The organism is Streptomyces sp. NPDC000134 (assembly GCF_042899225.1).
Lineage (GTDB): Bacteria > Actinomycetota > Actinomycetes > Streptomycetales > Streptomycetaceae > Streptomyces.
In genome coordinates this window covers 1-24,418 of sequence record NZ_JBIAZN010000034.1, presented here as the reverse complement: position 1 = coordinate 24,418, position 24,418 = coordinate 1, and the positions used below count along the sequence as shown (strand labels likewise).

Sequence of the window (24,418 nt, the reverse complement as noted above, 5' to 3'; positions counted from 1 at the left end):
ACGGAGGGGGAGGGCGATCGGATGCCGCACACCGAGACACCAGGCACCGGGGCGTTCCCGCGTACCCGGCCGCGCTGGTGGACGGAGCTGCCGCTGATCGTCCTGGTCTACGCCTGCTACTCGGCCGGCCGGCTGCTGGTGCGCGGCGACGTCACCGACGCCGTCGGCCACGGCCTGGCGATCCTGCGCGTGGAGAAGGCGCTGCACCTCAACGCCGAGCATCCGCTGAACCGTCTCTTCACCCGCGAGGCGTGGCTCGGCGTGCCCGCCGACTTCTGGTACGCCTCGCTGCACTACCTGGTCACCCCCCTGGTGCTGATCTGGGTCTTCCGGTCGCGTGCCGTGCACTACCGGGCCGCCCGCACCTGGCTGATGACGTCCACGTTCATCGGCCTGATCGGCTTCACCCTGCTGCCGACCTGCCCGCCCCGCCTGCTGGACGCGGGCCACGGCTTCGTCGACACGATGGCGCACTACAGCTCGTACGGCTGGTGGGGCGGCGAGGCGAGCGCGCCGCGCGGGCTGGGCGGGATGACCAACCAGTACGCGGCCATGCCCAGCCTGCACGTGGGCTGGTCGCTGTGGTGCGGGGTGATGCTCTGGCGCCACGGCGGCACGCGTACGGCCAAGGCGGCGGGCGTGATCTACCCGCTGGTGACGACGATCGTGGTGATGGGCACCGCCAACCACTACTTCCTGGACGCGGTGGCGGGCGCCGCCGTGATGGGCGCGGGCCTGCTGCTGACGCCGTACGTGCTGCGCCGGGCGGACCGGGCGCGGACGGCGATGGCGGCGTTCGTCGCCTCCCGCGTCGCACCCGTCCCGTCGGCCTCGCGCGGCGCGGGCGCCCCCGTTGTCAGTGGGGGATGCCAGACTTCCCCGGGTGAACGATTTCCACGGCAGCGCGAAGAGCGGTCCCCCGCCCCGGCCGGACCGGACGCCTCCCCCGCGGACGCGGGCGACGGGGCTCCGGCACCGGCTCGCTGAGCTGCGCGGTCCCGAGGTCCCGGCGAAGGCGCTGGACGCCCGCGCCCTGGCCGCCCTGGCCGCGAACCCGGGGTGCAGACGGCGCGCGATCCTGGACGGCGCCGGCGTGGACAAGACGGCGCTGGCGAGCGCGCTGGGCGCCCCGTCGGCCTTCGGGCAGTCCCAGTTCGCGTTCATGCGGGGCAACGCGTTCGAGGCCCGGGTGAAGGCGGACGGCGGCACCGAGCTGCTGCGCCTGGTGCACGAGAGGCTGGACCGGGGCGCCGAGCCGCCGGCCGAGGCGCGCGTGCCCGACCTCGCGGCGACCGGCCCCGAGGGGCGGGCCGCCCGGACCGAGCTGGCGCTGCGCGAGGCGACCGGGGCCGCCGCCTGGACCCTCCTGGACCATCCGATGCTCGCCCTGGACGTGGCCGGCTCGCCCGCCTTCCTGGAGCCGGACGCGGTGGTGGTGCACCCGGACGGGAGCTGGACGGTCGTGGAGATCAAGTCCTTCCCCATGCTGGACGGCTCCGCGGACCCGGCGAAGGTCGGCGCCGCCGCCCGGCAGGCCGCGGTGTACGTGCTGGCGCTGGAGGAGGTCGCCGCCAAGCTGGGCCCCGCGCCCCGGGTGCGCGACCGGGTGCTGCTGGTCTGCCCCCGGGACTTCTCCAACCTGCCCACCGCGTCCGCCGTGGACGTGCGCAAGCAGCGCGCGGTGACCCGCCGGCAGCTCGACCGGCTCACCCGCATCGAGGAGATCGCCGACACCCTGCCCGAGGGCGCCTGCTTCGCCCCGGACCGGCCGGCCGAGGAGCTGACGGCGTCCGTCGAGGCGGTCCCGGCGACCTACGCGCCGGAGTGCCTGTCCGCCTGTGAGCTGGCCTTCCACTGCCGCGCCCGGTCCCGCGCGGCCGGCGCGGTGACCGCGCTCGGGCGTTCGGCCCGCGCCGAGCTGGGCGGGCTGGCCACGGTCGACGACGTGCTGGCGGCGGCCCACGGCGAGGCGGGCGATCCGGCCGACCCGGCGGTCGCGGCCCTGCGCCGCGCGGCGGCCCTGCGCGCGGAGGCCCTGGAGGCGGCGTGTCGCTGATCGGGACGCTGGCTCGGCTGGAGGCCGTGCGGGCCGGGCGGGCGCGGCCCGTCGCGACCGTGCGGCACCGGCACCTGTCGGACCGGCCGCTGGTGTTCGTGCCGCTGACCACCGCCGGTGAGGCGGGTGCCCCGCTGGGCGCGCTGGTGGGCACCGACCGGGACGCGCCGCGCCTGCTGGCCGTCCCCCAGCCCCGCGACCGGGATCTGCGCTTCGCGTTCCTGGCGGAGCTGGCGGACATCGTGCTGCCGTACGTGGAGTCGTACACCGAGGCCGTCGAGGCCGCCGAGCGCACCGAGACCGACCCGGAGACGGGCAAGCGGGTCAAGGTCGAGGTCGAGCTGTGCGCGGACGCCGCCCAGTTGATCGTGCCGAGCCGCGCGGGCGTCGACTTCGTCCGGCTGCTGGGCCGGTCGATGCGGTTCCGGCGGACGGCCGAGCAGGACCCGCAGACCCCGTATCCCGCGCCCCCGCGCGTGCCGCTGCTCGGCCGCTGGCTGACCCATTACGGCGAGCGGGCCCGGGTGCCCGGCTCCTCGCTGCTGCTCGCCGCGACCGACCTGCTGGGCCGGCACTGGGTGACCGGCCAGTCCACGCTGGAGGACCAGCACCTGGGGGCGCTGCTGGCCTGGATCGACCCGCCCGGGGACGCGCCGTCCGGGGCGGAGGCGGCGCTGCGCGCGGAGCTGGCCCGGGACGCGGACGGCCAGTTGCTGTGCCCGCCCGCCGGCCCGGCCACCGACCCGGCGTTCGACAACCGGCTGCTGGCCCCGGCCATCGAGCGCTACGACCGGGCCCGTACGGCGCTGGCCGCCGCCGAGGACGGCCCGGCGGCGGACGAGCGGCTCGGCGCGCTGACCGCCGCCGAGCGGGAGATCCGCGCCCTGGTCGCGAGCCGTACCCGGCCCACCTGGGACGCGGTGTGGCGGGGCCTGGACCTGCTGCGGGAGCTGCCGGTCGGGGCGCACGTCGAGGAGCGGTGGACGCGCGACCGCTGGTCGTTCACCGGGCACCGGGACCGGGTCCTGGCCGGTGAGCCCCCGCAGCCCCGCCGCGACGACGCGGTGACGGCGGCGAACAAGCTGGCGACGCGGGAGCGGGAGCAGGCCCGTCTGGAGGCGCAGGAGGCCCTGGACGACCCGCTGGTGATGGCCGGGCGGCGGCTGGCCGGGGAGGCGTTCGCCGGGGAGGTCACGGACGTGGTCATGACGTACAGCGAGGGCAGGCGGCCCAGCCCGCGCCCGCTGGTCACGGTCCGTACGGAGGACCGGCCGCCACTGGGCGAGCGGGTGAAGGTGTACCGGTCGCTGGGCGGGAAGCCGCAGGCCGCCGAGTTCGTCGAGTTCGCCCAGCGGGCTGCCGCGGACCTTGTGGTGCTGCGGATCGTGGACAAGATGGGCCGCGGCAAGGAGCCGGAGGCCGGGTCGGTGCCGGAGAAGGGCGACCGGGTCTGCTTCACCCTGTTCGAGCACGAGCAGCGGGGCGGGGCGAAGCTGCCCGACCCGGAGCGGACGCCCTGGACCCACGGCGGGCCGCCCGGCGAGCGGGCCGCCGTACCGGAGGGACCCGACCCGCTGACCGAGGAGGACGTCCTGTGACCACCGAGGCGGTACGGCGTGCGGACGCCGCCGCGGACTTCGACCCCGGCGCCGAGGCGGCGCGGGCCACCGCCGCGATCCTCGACGACACCCTGCACGGCACCGAGCGCGGGGTCGTGGTCGACTCCCCGCCGGGCGCCGGGAAGTCCACCCTCGTCGTCCGCGCGGCGCTGGAGCTGGCTGAGGCCGGGCGCCCGCTGATGGTGGTCGCGCAGACCAACGCCCAGGTCGACGACCTGGTGCTGCGCCTCGCCGAGCGGAACCCGGACCTGCCGGTGGGCCGGCTGCACAGCAGCGACGCCGACCCGTACGACAAGGCGCTGGACGCGCTGGACAACGTACGCAAGTCGGCGAAGGCGGCCGACCTGGCGGGGGTGGCCGTGGTGCTGTCGACGGCCGCGAAGTGGGCGCACGTGACGGTGGACGAGCCGTGGCGGCACGCGATCGTGGACGAGGCGTACCAGATGCGGTCGGACGCGCTGCTGGCCGTGGCGGGGCTGTTCGAGCGGGCGCTGTTCGTGGGTGACCCGGGGCAGCTCGACCCGTTCGCGATCGTGGGCAGCGAGCAGTGGGCGGGCCTGTCGTACGACCCCTCGGCCTCGGCCGTCACGACGCTGCTGGCGCACAACCCGGGTCTGCCGCAGCACCGGCTGCCGGTGTCCTGGCGGCTGCCGGCGTCGGCGGCGCCCCTGGTGTCGGACGCGTTCTACCCGTTCACGCCGTTCCGCAGCGGCACCGGGCCCGGCGACCGGGCGCTCTCCTTCGCCGTCCCCTCGGACGGCTCCGGTCCCGACCGGGTGATCGACGAGGCCGCCGCCTCCGGCTGGGGCCTGCTGGAGCTGCCCCCCGGGCACACCCCGCGCACGGACCCGGAGGCGGTCGCGGCGGTCGCGGCGGTCGTCCGCCGGCTGCTGGAGCGGGACGGCACGGCGTTCTCCGAGCGCCCGTCCGGCCCCGCGCCCCTGACGCCGGCCCGCATCGCCGTCGGCACGGCCCACCGCGACCAGGCGGCGGCGGTCCGCGCGGCGCTGGCCGCCCTCGGCGTCACCGGCGTGACCGTGGACACGGCCAACCGGCTCCAGGGCCGCGAGTACGACGTGACGGTCGTCCTGCATCCCCTCTCCGGCCGCCCCGACGCCACGGCGTTCCACCTGGAGACCGGCCGCCTCTGCGTCCTGACCTCCCGCCACCGGCACGCCTGCATCGTGGTCTGCCGCGCGGGAGTCGACGCCCTCCTCGACGACTATCCGTCCACGGAACCGGTCCAACTGGGCACGGCGGTCAAATTCCCGGACGGCTGGGAGGCCAACCACGCGGTCCTGGCCCACCTCGCCGGCCACCGCGTCCCCTGGGAGCCGTGAGTCGGGCGGTCCGGGGCGAGGCCGGAGGCCCCCTTGCGGGGGCGCGGGACAATGGACGGTGGCCCCGGGCACCCAGGTGCGCCGACGGGTCTTCGACGACGTACGAGGAGGAGAAGACATGGCGGAGCCCACGCCGCGTCACCACGAACCGCGGCTACGCCCCGCGCCCCTGCTCTTCGAGCCGGCGGCGGCCGCCGCCGATCCGGAGCACTTCTTCGACCTGGAGTCGATCGACGACCCCCGGGCCCTGCTGGACCGGGCGACGGAGCTGACGCAGGCGTTCCGCGCGGCGGCGGACCGGGCGGTGGAGTTCCAGGCGATGGCCGCGGCGCAACTGGCGGACCCGCGGCGGTTCGACCGGCTGACCACCGCGGACATCGCGGACCGGGCCGAGTGGACCGAGGACTACGCGAAGAAGATGGTGGAGTTCGGCCGGGACCTGATGCGCGGCGGCGAGGACGGCCACGGGCACGCCGATCCCGTCTGAGCACCCCGGCATATGCCAGAAGCGCGGGCAGGTTACCTGGTCCCGCCCTTCCGTGTCCCGGATTTTGGCAACCGTGTGGAGCCGGGTGCTCACAGCGGGTAGACCTGTCGTCCATGAGCAGGACACCGAACGTCTCGCACGTCACCTCGGAGGGCGCCGCCTGGCTGGCCTCGGCGGGCAGATATCCGCGCGGCACGCTCACCCACCGGCAGGAGCGGCCGGACGCCCCGCTCGTCCTGCCCTGCGGTGTGGCGTTCGACGTGGTCAGCGCCTCCGCGATGTTCGGGCGGCGGATGCTGGACAAGCTGTGGGCCGAGGGCCCGGGGTCGGGCCCGGTGGCGGAGTTCCGGGGCCGCATGCTGCTGTTCGCCGCCCCCGGCACGGCCCAGCGGCTGCCCTCGCTGCTGGAGTGGGAGGAGTGGACCGGCCGTACGAGCACGGTCCCGGCGCTGCTGTGCCACGGCACCGGTGACGCGGTGACCGTACCGGCCCTGGCGGGTCCGTCCGGGCGGTCGGGGTCCCGCTGGCTGGTCGCCCCGGACACCCGGCAGCCGTGGCTGCCCGGTCCCGAGATCCTGCTGTGGGCGGCGGTGCGGGCGGCCCGCGCGGCCGTGCGGATATCGATTTTTCCTCCCCCCGACCAGGGTGCTAAGGTCTACGACGTCAGCAGGCGCCGCTAGCTCAGTTGGTTAGAGCAGCTGACTCTTAATCAGCGGGTCCGGGGTTCGAGTCCCTGGCGGCGCACCGACGGACGAAGGCCCCTCGCGAGAGCGAGGGGCCTTCGTCGTGCCGTGGCCGTGCCGCCGGAGGTCACCCGGTGGTGATCTGCACCGTCCAGGCCCCGGACGCCGTCCGCCCCTCCACCTTCACCCGTACGTCCTCCCCCGGCACCGTGAAGCTCTCGCCGAGCGCGACGGGGGCGTCGGCCAGCGGCGGGTAGACCGACTCCTCCCAGCACGCCGCGGTGTCCGGGTGGGCGTCGATCACCCGGATCGGCCCGCTCCCGGACGCGGCCTCGCTGCGCACCCGGTACACCAGCACCCCCGCCCGGCAGGCCGCGCCGTCGTTGCCGACCGGGCCGCGCGCCTCGAAGGCCAGCGCGTCGCCCGCGCCGGTGCGCACCACCGCCAGCTTGGTGCCCCGGCCGAGCCCGAAGCCGGCCGCCCCCGCCGCACCGGCCGCCCCCGCTCCGCCGGCCGCCCCCGCCGCACCGGCCGCCTCCGCCCCCGGCCCCGCGCCCAGCGGCTCCAGGGTCAGCCGGACCGGCCCGGCACCCCGCACGCACGCCACCTGGCGGGGCCGGAGCCAGCCGAGCTTCCACTTGTGCCAGCCGAACAGGTCGGGTGCCAGCCCGAACTGGCTGCCCATCAGGTCCCAGTCGCCGACGTGGGTGTCCCAGTCGCCCCGGCCGTCCGCCGGCCGGTGGTACAGGTCGGGCAGGTCGAAGACGTGCCCGGTCTCGTGGGCGAGGACCAGCCGGTCGGGGGGATGGTTCTCGAACACCGTGACGACCCGCCGGATGTCGGTGCCGTCCGCCCGCAGCGGGGTGTCCAGGTTGACGACCTTGGTGGCGTCCGAGTCCACGCCGGGCGCGTCCGGGTCGGCGACGAAGTACACGACGTCGTACCGGGAGAAGTCCACGGCCCCGTCGGCCGCGGCGAGCGCGTCGCGGAGGTAGGCGGCCCGGTGCTCGGCGCTCCAGTCGCGCTGTATGGCGTACTCGGTGGACGGGCGCGGCATGGCGATCCAGTGCCGCAGCGGGTGCGCGCGGAGCGTGAACGCACCGTAGGAGGCGCGCCGGAAGAAGCGGCTGGTGGCCGGGAAGTGGTCGCCGGCCAGCTCGCGCGGGGCGGTCAGCGGCCGGGAGTCCGGGAAGGACAGGAAGACCAGCACGGCGTCCAGCGACCGGGCGGGGCGCGGATAGGCGGCGTTCCAGGTGTCCACCCCCTCGGAGTGGTGGGCGCCGGTGCGCGTCAGGGCGCAGGGCGCGGGGGAGAACGGCTCGGCGGTCGAGGGGGCGGTGACCATGGAGGTCGCGGCCAGCGCGGACATGGTCGTGCACACCGCCGCCGCGCCGCGCAGTTTCGGCCGGACCCCGGGCGGGCTCATCCGGCGGGCCGCGCGGAGTTCCTCGACGGCCGCGCGGGGAAGTCTCCTCAGGGGAAGCTGGCGCGGCACGGAGACCTCCGGAAGCGGTTGCGGGACACCGCACCCAGCTTGTGGCGATTTGTCGTACCGCGTCCTGTTCGCCTGCATCGGACGGGTGAGTCGTACGGAGAATCCGCCGACGGACGTCACCCGGGGTGTTCACGGAACGTCACAACTGGTCGAAGGCGTTTAGAACCAGACCCGGTACGAGCAGAAACGATCTGTCAGGAGGGTTCGCCGGTCTCCTGGGCCGTTGTGAAGCTGGAAGGGCCGGGGGTCACCCTCTATGATCGGCACACTTTCCTGCACGGACAGAGATCGAGGCACTGCGGGAGCGAGCGGTGAGCGGAACGTCCGAAGGGCCGGCGCCCGCGGCAGACCTCGACGGGTCCGCCGTGACAGAGAGTGACGTAGAGATGGCTCCTCGTACCATCGGTGTCCCCGGCGCGGGGCCTCCCCCCTATCGCTCGGCCTTCACCACGGCCCCGCTCGCCATGGCGGTCGTGGACCCCGAGGGCCTGGTGGTCAGCGCCAACGACACCCTCGGCACCCTGCTCGGCACCGACCCGGCGGCGCTCGCCGGATGCGCGGCGGCCGATCTGGTGGACCTCGCCTCCGACGCCCCCACCTGGCACGCGTACCGTGCGGTGCTCGGCGGCGACCAGTCCCGGCTGCGCTGCACCCGGCGGCTCAAGCGCGCCGACGGGCAGTCGCTGTGGGCGCAGGTCACGGTGGCGCCGCTGGCGGGGGACGCGCCCGGCCTGCTGCTGTCGGTCGCGGACATCAGCGCCCGGCGGGAACTCCAGGCGAAGCTGCGGCACTTGCAGATGCACGACCCGGTGACGAAGCTGCCCAACCGGACGCTGTTCTTCGAGCGCCTCACCTGCGCCCTGGAGCCCGAGTCGTACCAGGGCGGCACCGGGCGGATCGGGCTGTGCCATCTGGACCTGGACGGTTTCAAGGCCGTCAACGACACCCTCGGCCACCGCGTCGGCGACCAACTGCTCGCGGCCGTCGCCGGGCGCCTGACCCGCTGCGCGGAGCAGGCCGCCCACCCCCGGGCCGGCGCGCCGCTGGTGGCCCGGCTCGGCGGGGACGAGTTCGCGCTGCTGGTGGAGGACTCCACGGGCACCGATCAGCTCGCGGAGCTGGCGGAGGCGGTGCGCGGCGCGCTGCGCGAGCCGTTCGACCTCTCCGGGCGGCGGGTGTCGGTCACCGCGTCCATCGGGGTCGTCGAGCGGCACGCCGCCGGGACCACGCCGACCGGGCTGGTGCAGGCCGCGGACACCACGTTGTACTGGGCGAAGGCCGACGGCCGGGACCGCTGGACGCTGTTCGACCCGGAGCGCAACGCGCACCGCATGACCCGGCAGGCCCTCGCCGCCACCCTGCGCGCGGCCGTCGAACGCGGGGAGTTCGCACTGGAGTACCAGCCGCTGGTGGGCATGGCGGACGGCAGGCTGCGGGGCGTGGAGGCGCTCATCCGCTGGAATCATCCTCAGTTCGGCACACTGGCGCCGAATCGGTTCATCGCACTGGCGGAGGAGGACGGCTCGATCGTCCCGCTCGGCCGCTGGGTGCTGCGCACCGCCTGCGAGCAGGCCCGGCGCTGGCAGCTCGACCGCCCCGGCGAGCCGCCGATCTTCGTCAGCGTCAACGTGGCGGTCCGCCAGGTCTGGGACTCCGACCTGGTCGCCGACGTGGCGCGGACCCTGGCCGAGACCGGCCTCGCGCCGGAGCTGCTGCAACTGGAGCTGACCGAGTCGGCCGTGATGGGCTCCGCCGGGCGCCCCCTGCAGACCCTGAAGGCGCTCAGCGACATGGGCGTCCACATCGCCATCGACGACTTCGGCACGGGCTACTCCAACCTCGCCTACCTCAGCCGGCTGCCGGTGTCGGTCCTGAAGCTGGACGGCTCCTTCGTGCGCGGCTTCCAGTACGACGCGCGCAGCGCCGAGCGGGACGCGGACCGGACCAGTCCGGCGGACGAGGTCATCGTCGAGGCGATGGTGCAGCTCGCCCACAAGCTGGGGCTGACGGTCACCGCGGAGTGCGTGGAGACCTCCGACCAGGCCACCCGGCTGCGCCGGATCGGCTGCGACACGGGACAGGGCTGGCTCTACTCCCGCCCCGTCCCGCCGGACCGCATCTCCGAGCTGCTGGTTCAGCCGGTCGCGGGCAGGCCGTAGGCGTCGGCGATCAGCTCGTAGGAGCGCAGGCGCACGTCGCCGCCGTGGGCGTTGGCGGTGATCATCAGCTCGTCGGCGCCGGTGCGCTTCTGGAGGTCGTCGAGGCCGGCCCGGACGGCGTCCGGGGTGCCGTGGACGACGTTGGCGTTCCAGGACTCGACGAAGTCGCGCTCCATCGGGCTGAAGTCGTACGCCTCGGCCTCCTCGGGCGTGGGGACCAGGCCCGGCCGGCCGGTGCGCAGCCGGACCATGTTCAGCGCGGCGGCGAGCACCTGGCGCCGGGCCTCCCGCTCGTCCTCGGTGGCGAGCGCGGAGACGCCGATGAGGGCGTAGGGCTCGTCCAGGATCTCGCTCGGGCGGAAGGTCTCCCGGTAGAGGTCCAGCGCGGGGACGGTGTTCTGCGCCGAGAAGTGGTGGGCGAAGGCGAACGGCAGTCCGAGGGTGGCGGCCAGCCGCGCGCTGAAGCCGGAGGAGCCGAGCAGCCAGACCGGCGGCCGGTGCGGCGACTGCACCCCGCCGGGCGAGGTGGCCTGGACCGGGCCGGGAACGGCGTGGATACGGCGGTACGGGTGCCCGTCCGGGAAGTCGTCGTCCAGGAAGCGGGTCAGCTCCACGAGCTGCTGGGGGAAGTCGTCGGCGCCCGAGTGAATGGGGGTCCCCCCGCTCGAACGAAGTTGAGAGTGGGGGAGGTCGGTGCGGCGCAGGGCGGCGGCGGTGGCTCCGTCGGTGCCGGGGGCGCGCCCGAGGCCGAGGTCGACCCGGCCGGGTGCCATGGCCTCCAGGGTCCCGAACTGCTCGGCGATGACCAGCGGGGCGTGGTTGGGCAGCATCACGCCGCCCGAGCCCAGCCGTATCCGCTCGGTGTGGGCGGCGAGGTGGGCGAGGATCACGGCGGGTGAGGAGGAGGCGACGCCGGGCATCGAGTGGTGCTCGGCCACCCAGTACCGGTGGTAGCCCCGGGCCTCCGCCAGCCGCGCGATCTCCACGCTGGTGCGCAGCGCGTCGGACGCGGTCCGCCCGGCCCCGACCGTGACCAGGTCCAGGACGGAGAGGGGGACGGGAGCGGTGCCCCGCCTGGTGCCCCTGATCTCCCCTGCGACGTCATCGGACATGGTGCGCTGCCTCCTGGCTCTGGGTGTCGTTCCGCCCCGGGGTCAACAGGAGGGTCGGCGGGCTTATTCCTGGTGGGGGCGCGGCGGGTCCCGTCCGGTGGCCGGCGGAAGCGGTCCGTCCGATGCGGTACGATCATGGTGCGCCGGTCGGTGCGGGCAACTCTCCGCGACCGGCACTGCGTTGGTGGTCCAAGGAAAGACGCCCCGCTTCCTGCGGGGAGATGCAGGTGCAAGGCCTGCCCAGCGCTCCAGCGAGAAAGAACCCCGGTACCGCGGAGGCGGTACCGGGGTTCCTCCGTTCCCCGCCCGGGTCAGCCGAGCTTCGCCTCCTGGGCCTCGATCAGCGCCGTCGGGGCCTCGAAGGACTCGCCCCGGGCGACGGAGGCGATGTTGAAGGCCGAGAAGCCGGCGAGGGTGGAGCCCTGGCGGAAGACGACGACCTTCGTCTCGACCGGGCCGTCCTTCGCCTCCGACGTCACCGTCCAGGCGACGGCCTCCTCGCCCGCCCCGGACTCGTCCTCGGCGACCTCGGTGACCCGCTGCTCGTCACCGGCGACCGTCACCGGGAAGCCGCCCGCGCACTTCTGGCCGGCCTCCCGCAGCGCGGCGAGGGTCTCCCGCGCGCCGTCGCCTTCGTAGGACCACAGCGAGGTCATCGTCTTGGTCAGGTCGAGGGAGTCGAGCATCGCCTGCTCGGCCTCCTCCTCCGTCATCCCGGCGAGGTCCTCCACGGACGGGCCGCCCTCGGCCCCGGTGTGCTTCTCGGTGACCACGCGCTGGACGCTCGCCGCCGGCTCCCCGGCGGGCAGCGCCGACATCACCAGCGCCACCGGCTCGCACTCGGCCTTGCCGGTCTTGACCGCGCCGGGCGCGAAGACGTCGTCCTTGCCCGGCTTCTTCACCTCGTGGCCCTTCACGTCGGCCGTGGTGACCACGGCCTTCTCCAGTTCGGCGGCGGTCAGCGCCTTCGCCGCCGGCTTCGCGGCCGCGGTGTCCGAACCGGCCTTCGCCTTCGAGTCGCCGTCGCCGTCCCCGTCGCCGCCACCGCACGCGGTGACCATGAGGGCGAGGGCGACCGCCGAGGCGGTCAGGACGGTACGGCGGACGGCGGTGGCTCGCATGACTGCATCTCCCTGATCAACGCCCTGTGCACAGGTGCGGCACAGGGTTCACCCGGGCAAGACCGACATGACCCCGACAAGGTTGTACTGACCTGCGGGAACGGCCGCCGGGGTCTCGATGTGCGTGCGGCGGCGATCTGATGTACGGTCTTCTCACACCGGTCGCCGGGGCAACTCCCGGAGGGCGGCAGTGCGTTGGTGGTCCAAGGAAAGACGCCCCGCTTCCTGCGGGGAGATGCAGGTGCAAGGCCTGCCCGGCGCTCCAGCAAGGAGAACCCCGGCATCGCGGAAGCGGCGCCGGGGTTCTCGCGTGTCGCGGTGCCCTCTCACACCTGGACCAGGGGCTCCCTGGTGAACAGCGCGCCGAGGCTGGGCGCGTTCACCCGGCGGTCGGTCAGGCGCAGCGCCTCCCAGACGGTGACCTGGTTGGCGGTGAGGACCGGCTTGCCCAGCGCCTTCTCCAGGGCCGGGATGTGCGCCACCGTGCGCAGGGCCGTGCCCGGCAGCAGCACCGCCTGCGCCGCCGGGGAGTCGGCCGCCCGAGCCAGCGCCAGGACCTCGGCCTCGCCCCACGTGCCGGCCTCGGCCGCCGTACCGGTGACCACGCCGTGCACGCCGGTCACCTCCAGGCCGGCCGCGCGCAGGAACTCCGCGAAGAGCCGCGCCACGTCCTCGGGGTACGTCGCGCCCACCGCGACCCGGCGCACGCCCAGCTCACCGACCGCGTGGGCGAAGCCGAAGGACGTCGAGGAGGCCGGCATCCCGGCCGCCGCCGCCAGGGACCGGGCCTGTTCCTGCGCCCCGTCCCAGCCGTGCACGAAGCCGCCGCTGGTGCACGCCCAGACGACCGCCTCGGCGCCCGCGTGCCGCAGTTCCTGCACGCCCGCCGCCAGTCGCTCCGGGGAGCCCAGCTCGCGCAGGGCGTCCACCCGGTGCGGGTCCGCGCTTCTCTCGGTGTGCACCAGGTCCACCCGGATGTCGCTGCCCAGGAGCTGCTCGATGCGCGGATAGTCGTCCTCGCCGGAGTGGCCCGGGTACAGGAATCCCAGTGCTGTCATGTCCACCCTTCCCGCTGCGTGCTCTTCGTTCGGAACCTCCCGGGCGTCCGGGACGCCCGGCGGTACCGGCCCGTGCCACGCCGCCGGATCGACCGGCGCCCGGCACGGCTCCAGGGCACGGGTACCCCGTCGGCGCGGCGCCGCCCCACCTCGTCACTTGGTTGGCCGAGATCACCGGGCCCGCGCGGCCCGCCGCCGCGCCGGGCGCGGACGGCCCGTACCGGGCCGAAAACGACCGGCATGACTCTCCCGGCTTCGGGAAGGCGCGCGCCCATGGCTCCACCACACAGGACCCCGCCACGGGGACAACTCGACCGCATATCCGGGCCCACCCGCCGGTCGCTGCTCGCGGGGGTCGCGGCGCTCGGCGCACTGGGGGCCGCCGGCTGCTCGCGGGTGGCCACCGCCTCCGGCACCGACGGTGGTGAGCTGCTCGACCGGCTCCGCGCCCAGGGCGTGGTCCGGCTCGGCATCGCCGGTGAGATCCCCTTCGGATACATCGACAAGAACGGCGAACTGACCGGTGAGGCACCCGAACTGGCCAAGGTCGTGTTCAAGCGGCTCGGCGTGGACCGGGTGCAGCCGGTGCCGACCGAGTTCGGCTCGCTCATCCCGGGCCTGAACTCCCAGCAGTTCGACGTCGTGGCCGCCGGGATGTACATCAACCCCGAGCGCTGCGAACAGGTCATCTTCTCCGACCCCGACTACCAGATGCTCGACTCCTTCATCGTCCGCAAGGGCAACCCGCTGGGCCTGCGCGACTACCGGGACGTCGTGGAGAAGAAGGCGAAGTTCGCCACCGGCACCGGTTACGCGGAGATCGCCTACGCGGTCGAGGCCGGGTACGAGGAGAGCGACATCCTCATCGTGCCCGACCAGGTGGCCGGGCTGAACGCCGTCGAGGCGGGCCGCGTCGACGTGTTCGCGGGCACCGCGCTGACCACCCGCGAAGTGGTGAAGAAGTCCACCAAGGCCGAGGTGACACCGGCGTTCAAGCCGATCGTCGACGGCCGGCCGCACGTCGACGGCGGCGGCTTCGCCTTCCGGCCCACCGAGACCAGGCTCCGCGACGCCTTCAACACCGAACTGCGCGAGCTGAAGAAGAGCGGCGAACTGCTGCGCGTCCTGCGGCCCTTCGGGTTCACCGAGGACGAGATGACCGAGCTGACCGCGAAGGAGCTGTGCGGCGGATGACCTCGGGACTGTGGGAACTGGTACTCAAGGGCGTCTGGGTCACCGTCCAGTTGCTCGTGCTCAGCGGACTGCTGGCGACGGCGGTCTCCTTCGTGGTCGGCGTGGCCCGCGTCCACCGACTGTGGATCGTCCGCTTCCTCGCGGGCCTCTACACCGAGGTGTTCCGCGGCACCTCCGCCCTCGTCATGATCTTCTGGGTGTTCTTCGTGCTGCCCCCGGCCTTCGGCTGGCAACTGGTCCCGCTGTGGGCGGGCACCCTCGCCCTCGGCCTGACCTACGGGGCGTACGGCGCGGAGATCGTGCGCGGCGCGCTGGCCGCCGTGGACCCGGCGCAGCAGGAGGGCGGGATCGCGCTCAGCTTCACGCCCTGGCAGCGGATGCGGCTGATCCTGCTGCCGCAGGCGGTGCCGGAGATGATCCCGCCCTTCTCCAACCTGCTGGTGGAACTGCTCAAGGGCACCGCGCTGGTGTCCGTCATGGGCATGGGCGACCTGGCGTTCAGCGGCAACCTGGTGCGGCTCGCGCTCCAGGAGAGCGCGGAGATCTACACGTACATCCTGCTCATCTACTTCGTCATCGCGTTCCTGCTGACGCGGGTGATGCGCGGGCTGGAGAAGAAGCTGAAGGCACAGGTGGGCAAGGCGCCGCGCAAGCGGAAGAGCGTGCTGCCGGAGCCGGCCGAGATCGGGGGCGTGCGATGAACTGGGACTGGAGCGCCGTCTCCGACTTCATGCCGCACTTCTGGGACGGACTGCTGGTCACCCTGCAGATCCTGGTCCTCGGCTCGGTCATCTCCTTCGTCCTGGGCCTGGTGTGGGCGCTGCTGACGCGGGTGCCCTCGCGCTGGGTGACCTGGCCGGTGGGGATCGTCACCGAGTTCGTGCGCAACACCCCGCTGCTGGTGCAGTTGTTCTTCCTGTTCTACGTGCTGCCCGAGTGGGGCGTGACCGCCTCCGCGCTGACCACCGGCGTGATCGGCATCGGCCTGCACTACTCGACGTACACGATGCAGGTCTACCGGGCCGGCATCGAGGCGGTGCCCGTCGGCCAGTGGGAGGCCGCGACGGCGCTGAACCTGCCGCTGCGCCGGACCTGGACCGCGGTGATCCTGCCGCAGGCGGTGCGCCGCGTGGTCCCCGCCCTCGGCAACTACGTGATCTCCATGCTGAAGGACACGCCGATGCTGATGGCGATCACCGTGCTGGAGATGCTCGGGGAGGCCCGCCTGTTCTCCCAGGAGACCTTCCGCTTCACCGAACCCCTGACGGTGATCGGCCTGGCCTTCATCGTCATCTCCTACCTGGCCTCCCTTGCCCTGCGAGCCCTGGAGCGACGCCTTGCCCACTGACACCCTCCCCACCCCGGAGCAGAGCCCCGAGAAGCCGTCCGGCGAGCTGATACGCCTGGAGCAGGTGACCAAGCGGTTCGGCGACAACACCGTCCTGGACCGGCTCGACTTCTCCGTCGACGCCGGCAAGCACGTCACGCTGATCGGCCCGTCCGGGTCGGGCAAGACCACGATCCTGCGGCTGCTGATGACCCTGGCCGAGCCGGACGAGGGCACCATCACGGTGGACGGGCAGCGGCTGTTCCCGGCGCCCGGGAAGCAGGTCCGCGAGGTCCGCAAGAAGATCGGGATGGTGTTCCAGCAGTTCAACCTGTTCCCGAACATGAGCGTGCTCCGCAACATCACCGAGGCCCCGGTGACCGTGCTCGGCATGCCCAAGGACGAGGCCGAGGAGCGGGCCCGGGGCCTGCTGGAGCTGGTGGGGCTGGCCGACAAGCGGGACGCCCGGCCCACCCAGTTGTCCGGCGGCCAGCAGCAGCGGGTCGCGATCGCCCGCGCGCTGGCGATGCGGCCGAAGGTGCTGCTGCTGGACGAGGTGACCTCCGCGCTCGACCCGGAGCTGGTCGCGGGCGTGCTCGACGTGCTGCGGGACATCGCGCGCTCCACCGACATCACGATGCTCTGCGTCACCCACGAGATGAACTTCGCGCGGGACATCTCCGACCAGATCCTGATGTTCGACTCCGGCCGGGTCATCGAGGCGGGACCGCCCGAGCGGATCTTCAGCGAACCGGAGAACGACCGGACCCGGGAGTTCCTCAGCGCGGTCCTGTGACCACGGCGTGCGCCCGCCCCGATGCCCGGAGCCCGAGGCCGGGACGTCGGGGCGGGCGGGGGTGGCAGCCGGTCGGGACCACCCCTTCGGACCAGGTAGTATTTTCTTCGTCGCCGGCCGCGGAAGCGGGTGGCGGGAGTCATGCGCCGCTAGCTCAGTTGGTTAGAGCAGCTGACTCTTAATCAGCGGGTCCGGGGTTCGAGTCCCTGGCGGCGCACTTGACGAAAGGGCCCCTCGCCGCGCGAGGGGCCCTTTCGCTGAGCCTCCGGAAGAACGACGTCCCTAGAAGGTGACGTCAGAGCACGCGTAGAACGCGTTGCCCGTGTCCGCGACCGTCCACACCGCGACGATCACGTGGTGTCCGCTCAGCCCGCTCGGCAGCGCACCGCTGTGGGAGAGCGTGGACGGCGGCCGCTGGTTGTTGTAGGGCACCGTCAGGAACGGCGTGAGGTTGAGGTCGGAACGGGCCAGGTTGTGGTTCTGGTTCCAGCCCGGCTTCGTGACGTAGTACTTGAAGTCGGTCGTGGCGTGCATGGCGGTGAACTGCCAGCGGAACGTGTAGTTCTGCCCGCCGGTCACCTTGGTCGTCGGCCAGGCGGCGCCCGAGGGCGTCTTCGGGGCGTCGAGCTGGGCGAAACCGACGTTGTTCGCGGAACAGATCCGCCCGTCGGCGGGACCGGAGGACGGGAAGCCCTTCGGACCCTCGACGCTCTGCGGCTCCCACTGGATCGCGCCGCAGTTGCTCACGGACCCGTTCTGACAGAGCTTCTGCCGGCTGACCGGCAGGTCGGTGTAGCCGTGGCCGCTGGCCGTGCCACCGGTGGTGAGCACGAGGGCTCCGGTGGTCGCCAGGCCCACCGCGGAGGCGTAGAGCTTGGTCTTTTTGCGCATACTGCCGCTCCTGGGGAACGTGGGGAGTTTCAGTGAGGCGTGCAGGTCTAGACCAAGGCTCAGATTATTGCCGCTAGTTGAACATGTCCATACCAATCTCGGAACCGGCTGCGGGACCGGCCGCGATCATGTCAGGGACCGGCCTCCCCCCGGCCGGCGCAGAACGCCACCGTCAGGTCCTTCACCAGCGCCTTGCGCTCGTAGTCGTCCAGGTCGACCAGGCCGCGCACGGTCAGCCGGGTCACCGTGTCCTCCACCGAGTCCACCACCGAGCCGAGCACGCTCGCCCGGTGCCGGGCGTCCAGCGCGGCGATCCGGCGGCGGTGCATCGCGGCGGCCACCTCGGGGGCGTACTCCACCCGGACCGGCCGGACCGAGAACACCTCCAGGCCCACCACCCCCGCGTCCGCCGCGACCGACCGGGTCAGCGCCTCGGCCGCCGCGTCCGCCGGGCCCCGCGCGGCACCCGGCGCCTCCACCGGCACCCGGGCGAGGGCCGCCTCCACGCACTCGCGCAGATACCGCTCGTGGTCCTCGACGCCGAGGACGGCCCGCGCGGTGTCCCGCACCCGCCACACCACCAGCGTCACCACCCGCAGCGCCACCCCGTCGCCGTCGGCCGCGGGCATCGGCTCGCCGCGCCAGTGCCGCAGCCGCACGTCCACCCGGCGGCGCAGCAGCAGCGGGTTGAGCCACAGCAGGCCGGTGCGCCGCACGGTCCCCCGGTACCGCCCGAACAGGCCGAGCACCCAGGCCCGCCCGGTCCGCCCCCGGGCCAGCCCGCCGAACCCGAACAGCCCCAGCGCCCCGGCCCCCGCGTACGCCGCCCACTGCCCGGGGCCCAGCCCCGCCCCCGCAAACCCGGGCAGCCGCAGCGCCTGGAGGGCCAGCGGCGGCAGCACCCCCGCCCACCAGGAGGTGACCGCGCAGCCGAGCACCCCGCAGGCGCCGGCCAGGACGCCCGCCCCGCCCGGCAGCACCCCGGCCGGGCGCTCCCTCAGCTCGGGGTCCACCTCGGGCGCGGGGCGGGGCCCGGCCGCCGGGCGCCGCAGCCGGGGCTGCTCGCCGGTGCCCCGGCGGCGGGCGACCACCGCGGGGCGCACCGGCACCGGCGCCGGGTCGGGGTCGTCGCGGAACAGCAGGTGGACGGGGATCTCGGTGGTGGACTCGTTCTGGATGAGCCGGGCCGGCCGGGGCGCCTGTGCGGCGGACCGGCCGGGCTCGGGGGTGGGTGACGTGGTCGTCGACGAGGTCGTACTCATGCGTGCTCCAGCCTCCGCGCCAGATCCGTCATGAACAGGGGGATGTCACAGGAAGAGGCGGCGCCAGGTCTCCGGGCCCGGGTGGCCGTCCGCCGCGCCGCCGCGCCAGCCCTGCGCGCGCTGGAACGCCTCGACGGCCCGCCGGTCCGCCTCGCCCCAGCGCGGCCCCGGCCCGGACGTGTAGTACCTGCCGTACCCCTTCGCCACCAGCCTCCGGCCGAGCCGGGTGACGTGGTCGTTCACCGCGCCCGGCCGGAACAGCGCGCGGCCCGGGTAGCCGGGCACCCCGTGCGAGGAGGGTGCCGCGGATTCCCGGCCGGGCGGGATGTCCCGGCCCCCGCCGGTGACCAGCAGCGCCCAGGTGTGCGGGCCCGGCAGCCCGTCGGCCTCCGCGCCCCGCCGGCCCTGGGCCCGCTGGAACGCCCGGGTCGCCCTGCGGTCCGCGTCCGTCCAGCGCGGGCCGGGGCCCTCGCGGTAGAAGCGGGCGCCGCCGCGCCGGACGAGCAGGCGGCCGAGCCGGGTGACGTCCGCGCTGTCCGCGCCCGGCCCGAAGGCCGCCGCCCCCGGGAAGGTGCTCTCCCCCGGCCGGTCGCCGCCCCGCGGCGCCCCGGCCGCACCGGTCGTCACGCCTTTGTAGCGGTAGGGCAGAAAACTCGCGGAATTGCTCCAGTAGGCGTACGGCGTGGCCTGCCGACGGGTGTGCGGCGGGGTCTGCTCATAGGCGGTGTACTCGGTCCGCGCGGAGTCCGTCCAGCCGCCGAAAATCGTCACGTGGGAGCCTTTCTCCGGGTCGGCCGCATTGTGGAACAGCAGAATGTCGCCGGGCTGGAGTTCCTCCTTCGTGATGCGGTCCGCGTACGAGGCGAGACTGCCCGTCCATTCGTTGCCGGGCAGTTTCCAGGCCATCGAGACATAACCCGAGCAGTCCTGCCGGTAACCGTCGGACCAGTACTCCGTCAGGCTGTACGGGACTTTCGCGTCGACCCAGGTCTGCGCGCGGTCGATGATCTCCGCGCGGGTGATGCCGGGCAGCGGGTCGGGGGCGGTGTCGGGCAACGGCCGGCCGTCGGGGCCGTGCAGCGGGGACCTCTTGCCCTGCGGGGTGTCGGGCTCCTCACCTGCGGTGACACCCGGGCGGCCGGGTGCGTGGGCGGCGGCCGGGAGGGCTCCGGCGGAGCCCGCGCCGAGCGCGGCGGCGGTCGCGGCCGTCACGGCGAGGGCGCGGTGGCCGGGAGCGGGGCGCCCGGCCGGCGGGTACGGCGGGGGGCGTCGGCGGTACTGGCAGCCGGGGCAGTCGCAGTCGTCCGCCGGGTCGATTTCCTCGAATACCGGCGTCTCCATGAGATTCCCCTCACACTCCAGGTGGAAATGTCCGCGGCGGTACACATCGGTCAGTTTCTCAACCGTCTTGTCCGCGCGCATGTTGACGGTCCGAATGATGTACGCCGCCCCGGAGCGTCCCCCGGGGCCCGCCCCGGGTGGTCCGGAGCACTCCCCGGGGTCCGGTAGAGTTCTCCGTGTCAGCAGGCGCCGCTAGCTCAGTTGGTTAGAGCAGCTGACTCTTAATCAGCGGGTCCGGGGTTCGAGTCCCTGGCGGCGCACCGACAACCGAAGGCCCCCCGTTCACGCGGGGGGCCTTCGGTGTATCCGGCACCGTGTTGCGATCACGCCGAACGCCGCAGAACCCTGGCCGAGTTGCGGGGGAAGGACCGGACGGCCGCAACCGGAGGTGCCCCTTCCCGTGTCTATAGGGTGGGTGGCGTGGTGACGGTCAGCCACCGAAGGGACACTGTCCGCGACCCGGTCGAGGGAGCCGGGGAGCGGGCGGCGCAAGCGACGGAGACACGCGCTCGCCGCGTGTGGGGGGATGAGTGATGACGTCGACGCCGGACGGCGCCGGGCCGGACTTCGATCCGTCCCGGAACACCCAGCTCAGGGTGCCCGCCCACCGGATGAGCACCGCCGGCGCGTTCAGCCGGATCAGGACGGCCCTGCCGCGGTACGACTACGAGCACCACAGCCGGCTCGCGGGCCCCCTCACCCGGCCCGACCCCGACCGGCCGTACCGGGTGCGCTACCGCTCGCTGATATCCCGGGAGCCGCACCGCTTCCGGGTCGCCCTGATGCTGGCCGCGGCCCCGCTGCTCTCCGTGTCGCTGCTGGTCTGGCTGCTCCAGCCCGCGCACTGGACCGAGCGCGACTACCCGGCCTTCGACTGGCTGCCCGCGCTGGACGTCGTGATGCTCGTCTCGATCGGCCTGATCGAGCTGTTCCGCTGTCTGAACGTGCTGTCCAACGCGCACGCCACCCTGGTCGCCCGCGACCCGGTCCCGGTGGTCCCCGAGACCGGCACCCGGGTCGCCTTCCTGACCTCCTTCGTCCCCGGCAAGGAGCCCCTCGCCATGGTGACCAGGACCCTGGAGGCGGCCGTCCGGGTCCGGCACCGGGGCGTGCTGCACGTCTGGCTCCTCGACGAGGGCGACGACCCCGGGGTCAGGGCGGTCTGCGAGCGGCTCGGCGTGCGCCACTTCTCCCGCAAGGGCGTCGCCAGGTGGAACCGGCCCGAGGGACCGCACCGCGCCAGGACCAAGCACGGCAACTACAACGCCTGGCTGGACGCCCACGGCGACGACTACGACTTCTTCGCCTCCGTCGACACCGACCACGTACCGCTGCCGAACTACCTGGAGCGGATGCTCGGCTTCTTCCGCGACCCCGACGTCGCCTTCGTCATCGGCCCGCAGGTCTACGGCAACTACGACAACCCCGTCACCAAGGCCGCCGAGTCCCAGCAGTTCCTCTTCCACGCCCTGATCCAGCGGGCCGGCAACCGCTACGGCGCCCCCATGTTCGTCGGCACCTCCAACGCGGTGCGGATCAGGGCGCTGAAGCAGATCGGCGGGCTGTACGACTCGATCACCGAGGACATGGCGACCGGGTTCGAGATCCACCGGCACCGCAACCCCGCCACGCAACGCCGGTGGCGCTCGGTCTACACCCCCGACGTGCTCGCCGTCGGCGAGGGCCCCAGCGCCTGGACGGACTTCTTCACCCAGCAGATGCGCTGGTCGCGCGGGACGTACGAGACGATCCTCACGCAGTACTGGAAGGGCTTCCGCTCGCTGCCGCCGGGCAGGCTCTTCAACTACACGATGATGATCATATTCTATCCGATGTCGGCCCTGAACTGGATTCTCGCGGCCCTGAGCTGCGCGCTCTTCCTGGGCCTGGGCGCCTCCGGCGTCGACATCGACCCGGCGGTCTGGCTGATGCTCTACGGCAACGCCTCCGCGCTCCAGATCGGCCTCTACCTCTGGAACCGCCGGCACAACATCTCCCCGCACGAGCCCGAGGGCTCCGGCGGGGTGGCCGGCATGATCATGTCCGCGCTGTCGGCGCCGCTGTACGCCAAGGCCCTGATCGACGCCGTGCTGCGCCGCGGGAGCGGGTTCGTGGTGACGCCCAAGGGCGACTCCGCCAGCCCGGACACGCTGTTCGGCACCTTCCGGTACCACTGGTACTTCATCGGGATCTTCGGTGCGTCGATCGCCGCCGGTTCCGTCTACGGCCACTCGCATCCCGCGATGATCGTCTGGGCGGCGTTCGCGCTGCTGGTCACGGCCTCGCCGATGGCCGCCTGGCGGCACGAGCTGCGCAGGACGAGGCGGCGGCCCGACCGTGCGGCGGCCGACCGGGAGGACGACCCGGCCACGCGGATCGCCCTTGGCGGACCGGGGGGACGTGAGGAATGAAGCACCAGGCCGGCCGCCGTCGTGCCCGTCGGCTCACGATCGGCGCGGTGGTGGTCCTCGCGCTGGCCGGGATGAACGGGCCGTGGCTGTACCGCTTCGGCACCGAGAAATACCACCAGTACTCGATCGACCGCCCGCGGTACAAGGCGGCGAACGGCCACTGGGAGATCGTCGACTTCCCGGAGGAGTACCGGCAGAACACCATTCACGCGGCGCTGCTGCGCACCGGCAAGGTGCTGCTCGTCGCCGGGTCGGGCAACAACCCGGGGAACTTCGACGCCAAGCGGTTCGACACCCGGGTCTGGGACCCGGTCGAGGGCACCGTCAAGAAGGTGCCGACGCCCACCGACCTGTTCTGCACCGGCCACACCCAGCTCGCCGACGGCAATCTGCTGATCGCGGGCGGCACCAAGCGGTACGAGAAGCTCAAGGGCGATGTCACCAAGGCCGGCGGCCTGATGGTGGTGCACAACGAGAACCCGGACAAGCCGGTCACCCTGCCCGCGGGCACCGAGTTCACCGGCAAGGAGAACGGCCGGACGTTCGTCTCCAAGGACCCGGTCCTGGTCCCCCGGGCCGAAAAGGTCTTCGACAAGAGGACCGGCGCGTTCCTGCGCAACGACCCCGGCATCGGCCGGATCTACGTCGAGGCCCAGCGCAGCGGCGCCGAGTACGAGACGGGCACGCAGGACAACTACCGCGTCCAGGGCCTGAAGGGCGCCGAGGCGGAGAACACGTACGGCATCGCGGAGAAACTGGCCCTGGACAAGAAGGACTTCCAAGGCATCCGGGACGCCTACGAGTTCGACCCGGTCGCCGAGAAGTACATCAAGGTCGACCCGATGCACGAGGCCCGCTGGTACCCGACACTCACCACGCTGAGCGACGGCCGAGTGCTCAGCGTCTCCGGGCTCGACGACATCGGGCAGTTGGTGCCGGGCAAGAACGAGGTCTACGACCCGGACACCAAGAAGTGGTCCTACCTGGACACGATCCGCCGGTTCCCGACGTATCCGGCGCTGTTCCTGATGCAGAACGGCAAGGTCTTCTACTCGGGGTCGAACGCCGGGTACGGACAGCACGACGTCGGGCGGGACCCGGGCGTCTGGGACGTCGCCACCAACGAGTTCACCGAGGTCCCCGGGCTGAGCGACCCGCACCTGATGGAGACCTCCGGCACGGTGCCGCTGCCCCCGGCGCAGGACGAGAAGTACATGGTGATCGGCGGGGGCGGGGTCGGCGAGTCCAAGGCGTCGAGCAACCGCACCCGGATCGTCGACCTCAAGGCCGACGACCCCGGGTTCGTGGACGGGCCGGCCCTGGAGAAGGGCACGCGGTATCCGCAGGCGTCCGTGCTGCCGGACGACAGTGTGCTGGTGTCCGGGGGCTCCGAGGACTACCGGGGGCGCGGCGGCTCCGACATCCGCCAGGCGCGGCTGTACGAGCCCGCGACCAACACGTTCGAGCGGGTCGCCGATCCGCTGGTGGGGCGCAACTACCACTCCGGGTCGGTCCTGCTGCCCGACGGGCGGGTGATGTTCTTCGGATCGGACTCCCTGTACGGGGACAAGGCGAACACCCGGCCGGGGAAGTTCGAGCAGCGGATCGAGATCTACACGCCGCCGTACCTGTACGGCGGAAAGCGGCCGGACCTCTCGGGCGGGCCGCGGACCATCTCCCGCGGGGAGTCGGGGACCTTCACGTCGAAGGCGGCGGCGTCCATCGACAGGGTGCGGCTGATCCGGCCGAGCGTGTCCACACATGTCACCGACGTGGACCAGCGGTCCGTCGCGCTGGACTTCGAGGTGTCCGGGGACCAGGTGTCCGTGACGGTGCCCCGGAACAGGAACCTGGTGCGGTCCGGGTGGTACATGCTGTTCGTGACGGACGAGGACGGGGTGCCCAGCGAGGCGCGGTGGGTGGAGGTTCCCTAGCGGGGCACGGCCGTTCCGGTGCGCGGTTCGCCCCCTAAGAGGTCCTAACAGAAGTTATTGATCAAGTAACCATCAGCCTGTCTGCTCGTTGGTCGGGTCGTGGGGAAGCGGGAGTCGCGGCCGTGGATCGTG

At 73.2% G+C, this 24,418-nt stretch carries 20 protein-coding genes and 3 tRNA genes; 16 read left to right on the top strand and 7 right to left on the bottom strand.

Annotated elements, in window-relative coordinates; genetic code table 11:
• Positions 1–21 precede the first annotated feature (21 nt).
• The 7 genes from ACFY32_RS32860 (at position 22) to ACFY32_RS32830 (ending at position 6,246) form a co-directional block, all read left to right on the top strand.
• Positions 22–987 (top strand): phosphatase PAP2 family protein, encoded by a 966-nt coding sequence (locus ACFY32_RS32860; protein WP_390676229.1) that lies wholly within the window; start codon positions 22–24, stop codon positions 985–987.
• On the top strand, positions 884–2,056 hold the full coding sequence (locus tag ACFY32_RS32855; RefSeq protein ID WP_390676228.1) for a hypothetical protein: 1,173 nt from the start codon (positions 884–886) through the stop codon (positions 2,054–2,056). Before ACFY32_RS32860 ends, ACFY32_RS32855 begins: the two co-directional genes overlap by 104 nt.
• A complete protein-coding gene (locus ACFY32_RS32850) occupies positions 2,047–3,654 on the top strand; it encodes a hypothetical protein (RefSeq protein WP_359192369.1) in 1,608 nt (535 codons plus the stop codon). The genes ACFY32_RS32855 and ACFY32_RS32850 overlap by 10 nt, the downstream gene beginning before the upstream one ends.
• On the top strand, positions 3,651–5,015 hold the full coding sequence (locus ACFY32_RS32845; protein ID WP_390676227.1) for an AAA domain-containing protein: 1,365 nt from the start codon (positions 3,651–3,653) through the stop codon (positions 5,013–5,015). Before ACFY32_RS32850 ends, ACFY32_RS32845 begins: the two co-directional genes overlap by 4 nt.
• A gap of 118 nt (positions 5,016–5,133) precedes the next feature.
• Positions 5,134–5,502 (top strand): hypothetical protein, encoded by a 369-nt coding sequence (locus ACFY32_RS32840; protein ID WP_359192375.1) that lies wholly within the window; start codon positions 5,134–5,136, stop codon positions 5,500–5,502.
• A 113-nt stretch (positions 5,503–5,615) separates the two neighbouring features.
• On the top strand, positions 5,616–6,182 hold the full coding sequence (locus ACFY32_RS32835; RefSeq protein ID WP_359192377.1) for a hypothetical protein: 567 nt from the start codon (positions 5,616–5,618) through the stop codon (positions 6,180–6,182).
• Positions 6,173–6,246 (top strand) — tRNA-Lys (locus ACFY32_RS32830). Before ACFY32_RS32835 ends, ACFY32_RS32830 begins: the two co-directional genes overlap by 10 nt.
• Before the next feature lie 66 nt (positions 6,247–6,312).
• On the opposite strand, the gene ACFY32_RS32825 is transcribed toward ACFY32_RS32830, so the two are convergent.
• Positions 6,313–7,611, bottom strand: a complete 1,299-nt coding sequence (locus tag ACFY32_RS32825) for a M6 family metalloprotease domain-containing protein (RefSeq protein WP_390676235.1) — start codon at positions 7,609–7,611, stop codon at positions 6,313–6,315.
• Between the two features lie 380 nt (positions 7,612–7,991).
• On the opposite strand from ACFY32_RS32825, the gene ACFY32_RS32820 reads away from it, so the two are divergent.
• The gene (locus ACFY32_RS32820; protein ID WP_359192380.1) at positions 7,992–9,839 is read left to right on the top strand and encodes a bifunctional diguanylate cyclase/phosphodiesterase; all 1,848 of its coding nucleotides are present in this window, start codon (positions 7,992–7,994) and stop codon (positions 9,837–9,839) included.
• On the opposite strand, the gene ACFY32_RS32815 is transcribed toward ACFY32_RS32820, so the two are convergent.
• From ACFY32_RS32815 to ACFY32_RS32805, 3 genes are all read right to left on the bottom strand, one after another.
• Positions 9,815–10,951, bottom strand: coding sequence for an LLM class flavin-dependent oxidoreductase (locus ACFY32_RS32815; protein WP_359192384.1), 1,137 nt, complete (start codon positions 10,949–10,951; stop codon positions 9,815–9,817). The genes ACFY32_RS32820 and ACFY32_RS32815 overlap by 25 nt on opposite strands.
• Before the next feature lie 311 nt (positions 10,952–11,262).
• Positions 11,263–12,072 (bottom strand): hypothetical protein, encoded by an 810-nt coding sequence (locus ACFY32_RS32810; RefSeq protein ID WP_359192387.1) that lies wholly within the window; start codon positions 12,070–12,072, stop codon positions 11,263–11,265.
• Between the two features lie 326 nt (positions 12,073–12,398).
• A complete protein-coding gene (locus ACFY32_RS32805; RefSeq protein ID WP_359192390.1) occupies positions 12,399–13,130 on the bottom strand; it encodes an aspartate/glutamate racemase family protein in 732 nt (243 codons plus the stop codon).
• A gap of 273 nt (positions 13,131–13,403) precedes the next feature.
• Between ACFY32_RS32805 and ehuB the strand changes: the two genes are divergently transcribed.
• From ehuB to ACFY32_RS32780, 5 genes are all read left to right on the top strand, one after another.
• Positions 13,404–14,324, top strand: coding sequence for an ectoine/hydroxyectoine ABC transporter substrate-binding protein EhuB (ehuB, locus tag ACFY32_RS32800; RefSeq protein ID WP_359192393.1), 921 nt, complete (start codon positions 13,404–13,406; stop codon positions 14,322–14,324).
• Complete coding sequence (gene ehuC, locus ACFY32_RS32795) at positions 14,321–15,025, top strand: ectoine/hydroxyectoine ABC transporter permease subunit EhuC (protein WP_390676226.1); 705 nt, start codon at positions 14,321–14,323, stop codon at positions 15,023–15,025. Before ehuB ends, ehuC begins: the two co-directional genes overlap by 4 nt.
• The gene (gene ehuD, locus ACFY32_RS32790; RefSeq protein ID WP_359192399.1) at positions 15,022–15,672 is read left to right on the top strand and encodes an ectoine/hydroxyectoine ABC transporter permease subunit EhuD; all 651 of its coding nucleotides are present in this window, start codon (positions 15,022–15,024) and stop codon (positions 15,670–15,672) included. Before ehuC ends, ehuD begins: the two co-directional genes overlap by 4 nt.
• Positions 15,662–16,447, top strand: a complete 786-nt coding sequence (gene ehuA, locus ACFY32_RS32785) for an ectoine/hydroxyectoine ABC transporter ATP-binding protein EhuA (protein ID WP_390676225.1) — start codon at positions 15,662–15,664, stop codon at positions 16,445–16,447. Before ehuD ends, ehuA begins: the two co-directional genes overlap by 11 nt.
• Positions 16,448–16,590: 143 nt before the next feature.
• Positions 16,591–16,664 (top strand) — tRNA-Lys (locus tag ACFY32_RS32780).
• A 65-nt stretch (positions 16,665–16,729) separates the two neighbouring features.
• Here the strand turns inward: ACFY32_RS32780 and ACFY32_RS32775 are convergent.
• The 3 genes from ACFY32_RS32775 to ACFY32_RS32765 all read right to left on the bottom strand — a co-directional run bounded on the left by ACFY32_RS32775 (position 16,730) and on the right by ACFY32_RS32765 (position 19,941).
• Positions 16,730–17,338, bottom strand: a complete 609-nt coding sequence (locus tag ACFY32_RS32775; RefSeq protein ID WP_359192409.1) for a lytic polysaccharide monooxygenase — start codon at positions 17,336–17,338, stop codon at positions 16,730–16,732.
• Between the two features lie 131 nt (positions 17,339–17,469).
• On the bottom strand, positions 17,470–18,600 hold the full coding sequence (locus ACFY32_RS32770; protein WP_390676224.1) for an SPFH domain-containing protein: 1,131 nt from the start codon (positions 18,598–18,600) through the stop codon (positions 17,470–17,472).
• Positions 18,601–18,645: 45 nt separating this feature from the next.
• Positions 18,646–19,941, bottom strand: a complete 1,296-nt coding sequence (locus tag ACFY32_RS32765) for a peptidoglycan-binding protein (RefSeq protein WP_390676223.1) — start codon at positions 19,939–19,941, stop codon at positions 18,646–18,648.
• Positions 19,942–20,127: 186 nt separating this feature from the next.
• Here ACFY32_RS32765 and ACFY32_RS32760 point away from each other — a divergent pair.
• From ACFY32_RS32760 to ACFY32_RS32750, 3 genes are all read left to right on the top strand, one after another.
• Positions 20,128–20,201: transfer RNA gene (locus ACFY32_RS32760), tRNA-Lys, on the top strand.
• A gap of 273 nt (positions 20,202–20,474) precedes the next feature.
• Positions 20,475–22,352 (top strand): glycosyltransferase family 2 protein, encoded by a 1,878-nt coding sequence (locus ACFY32_RS32755; protein ID WP_390676222.1) that lies wholly within the window; start codon positions 20,475–20,477, stop codon positions 22,350–22,352.
• The gene (locus ACFY32_RS32750; RefSeq protein ID WP_390676221.1) at positions 22,349–24,286 is read left to right on the top strand and encodes a galactose oxidase-like domain-containing protein; all 1,938 of its coding nucleotides are present in this window, start codon (positions 22,349–22,351) and stop codon (positions 24,284–24,286) included. Before ACFY32_RS32755 ends, ACFY32_RS32750 begins: the two co-directional genes overlap by 4 nt.
• The last annotated feature ends 132 nt before the right edge of the window (positions 24,287–24,418 follow it).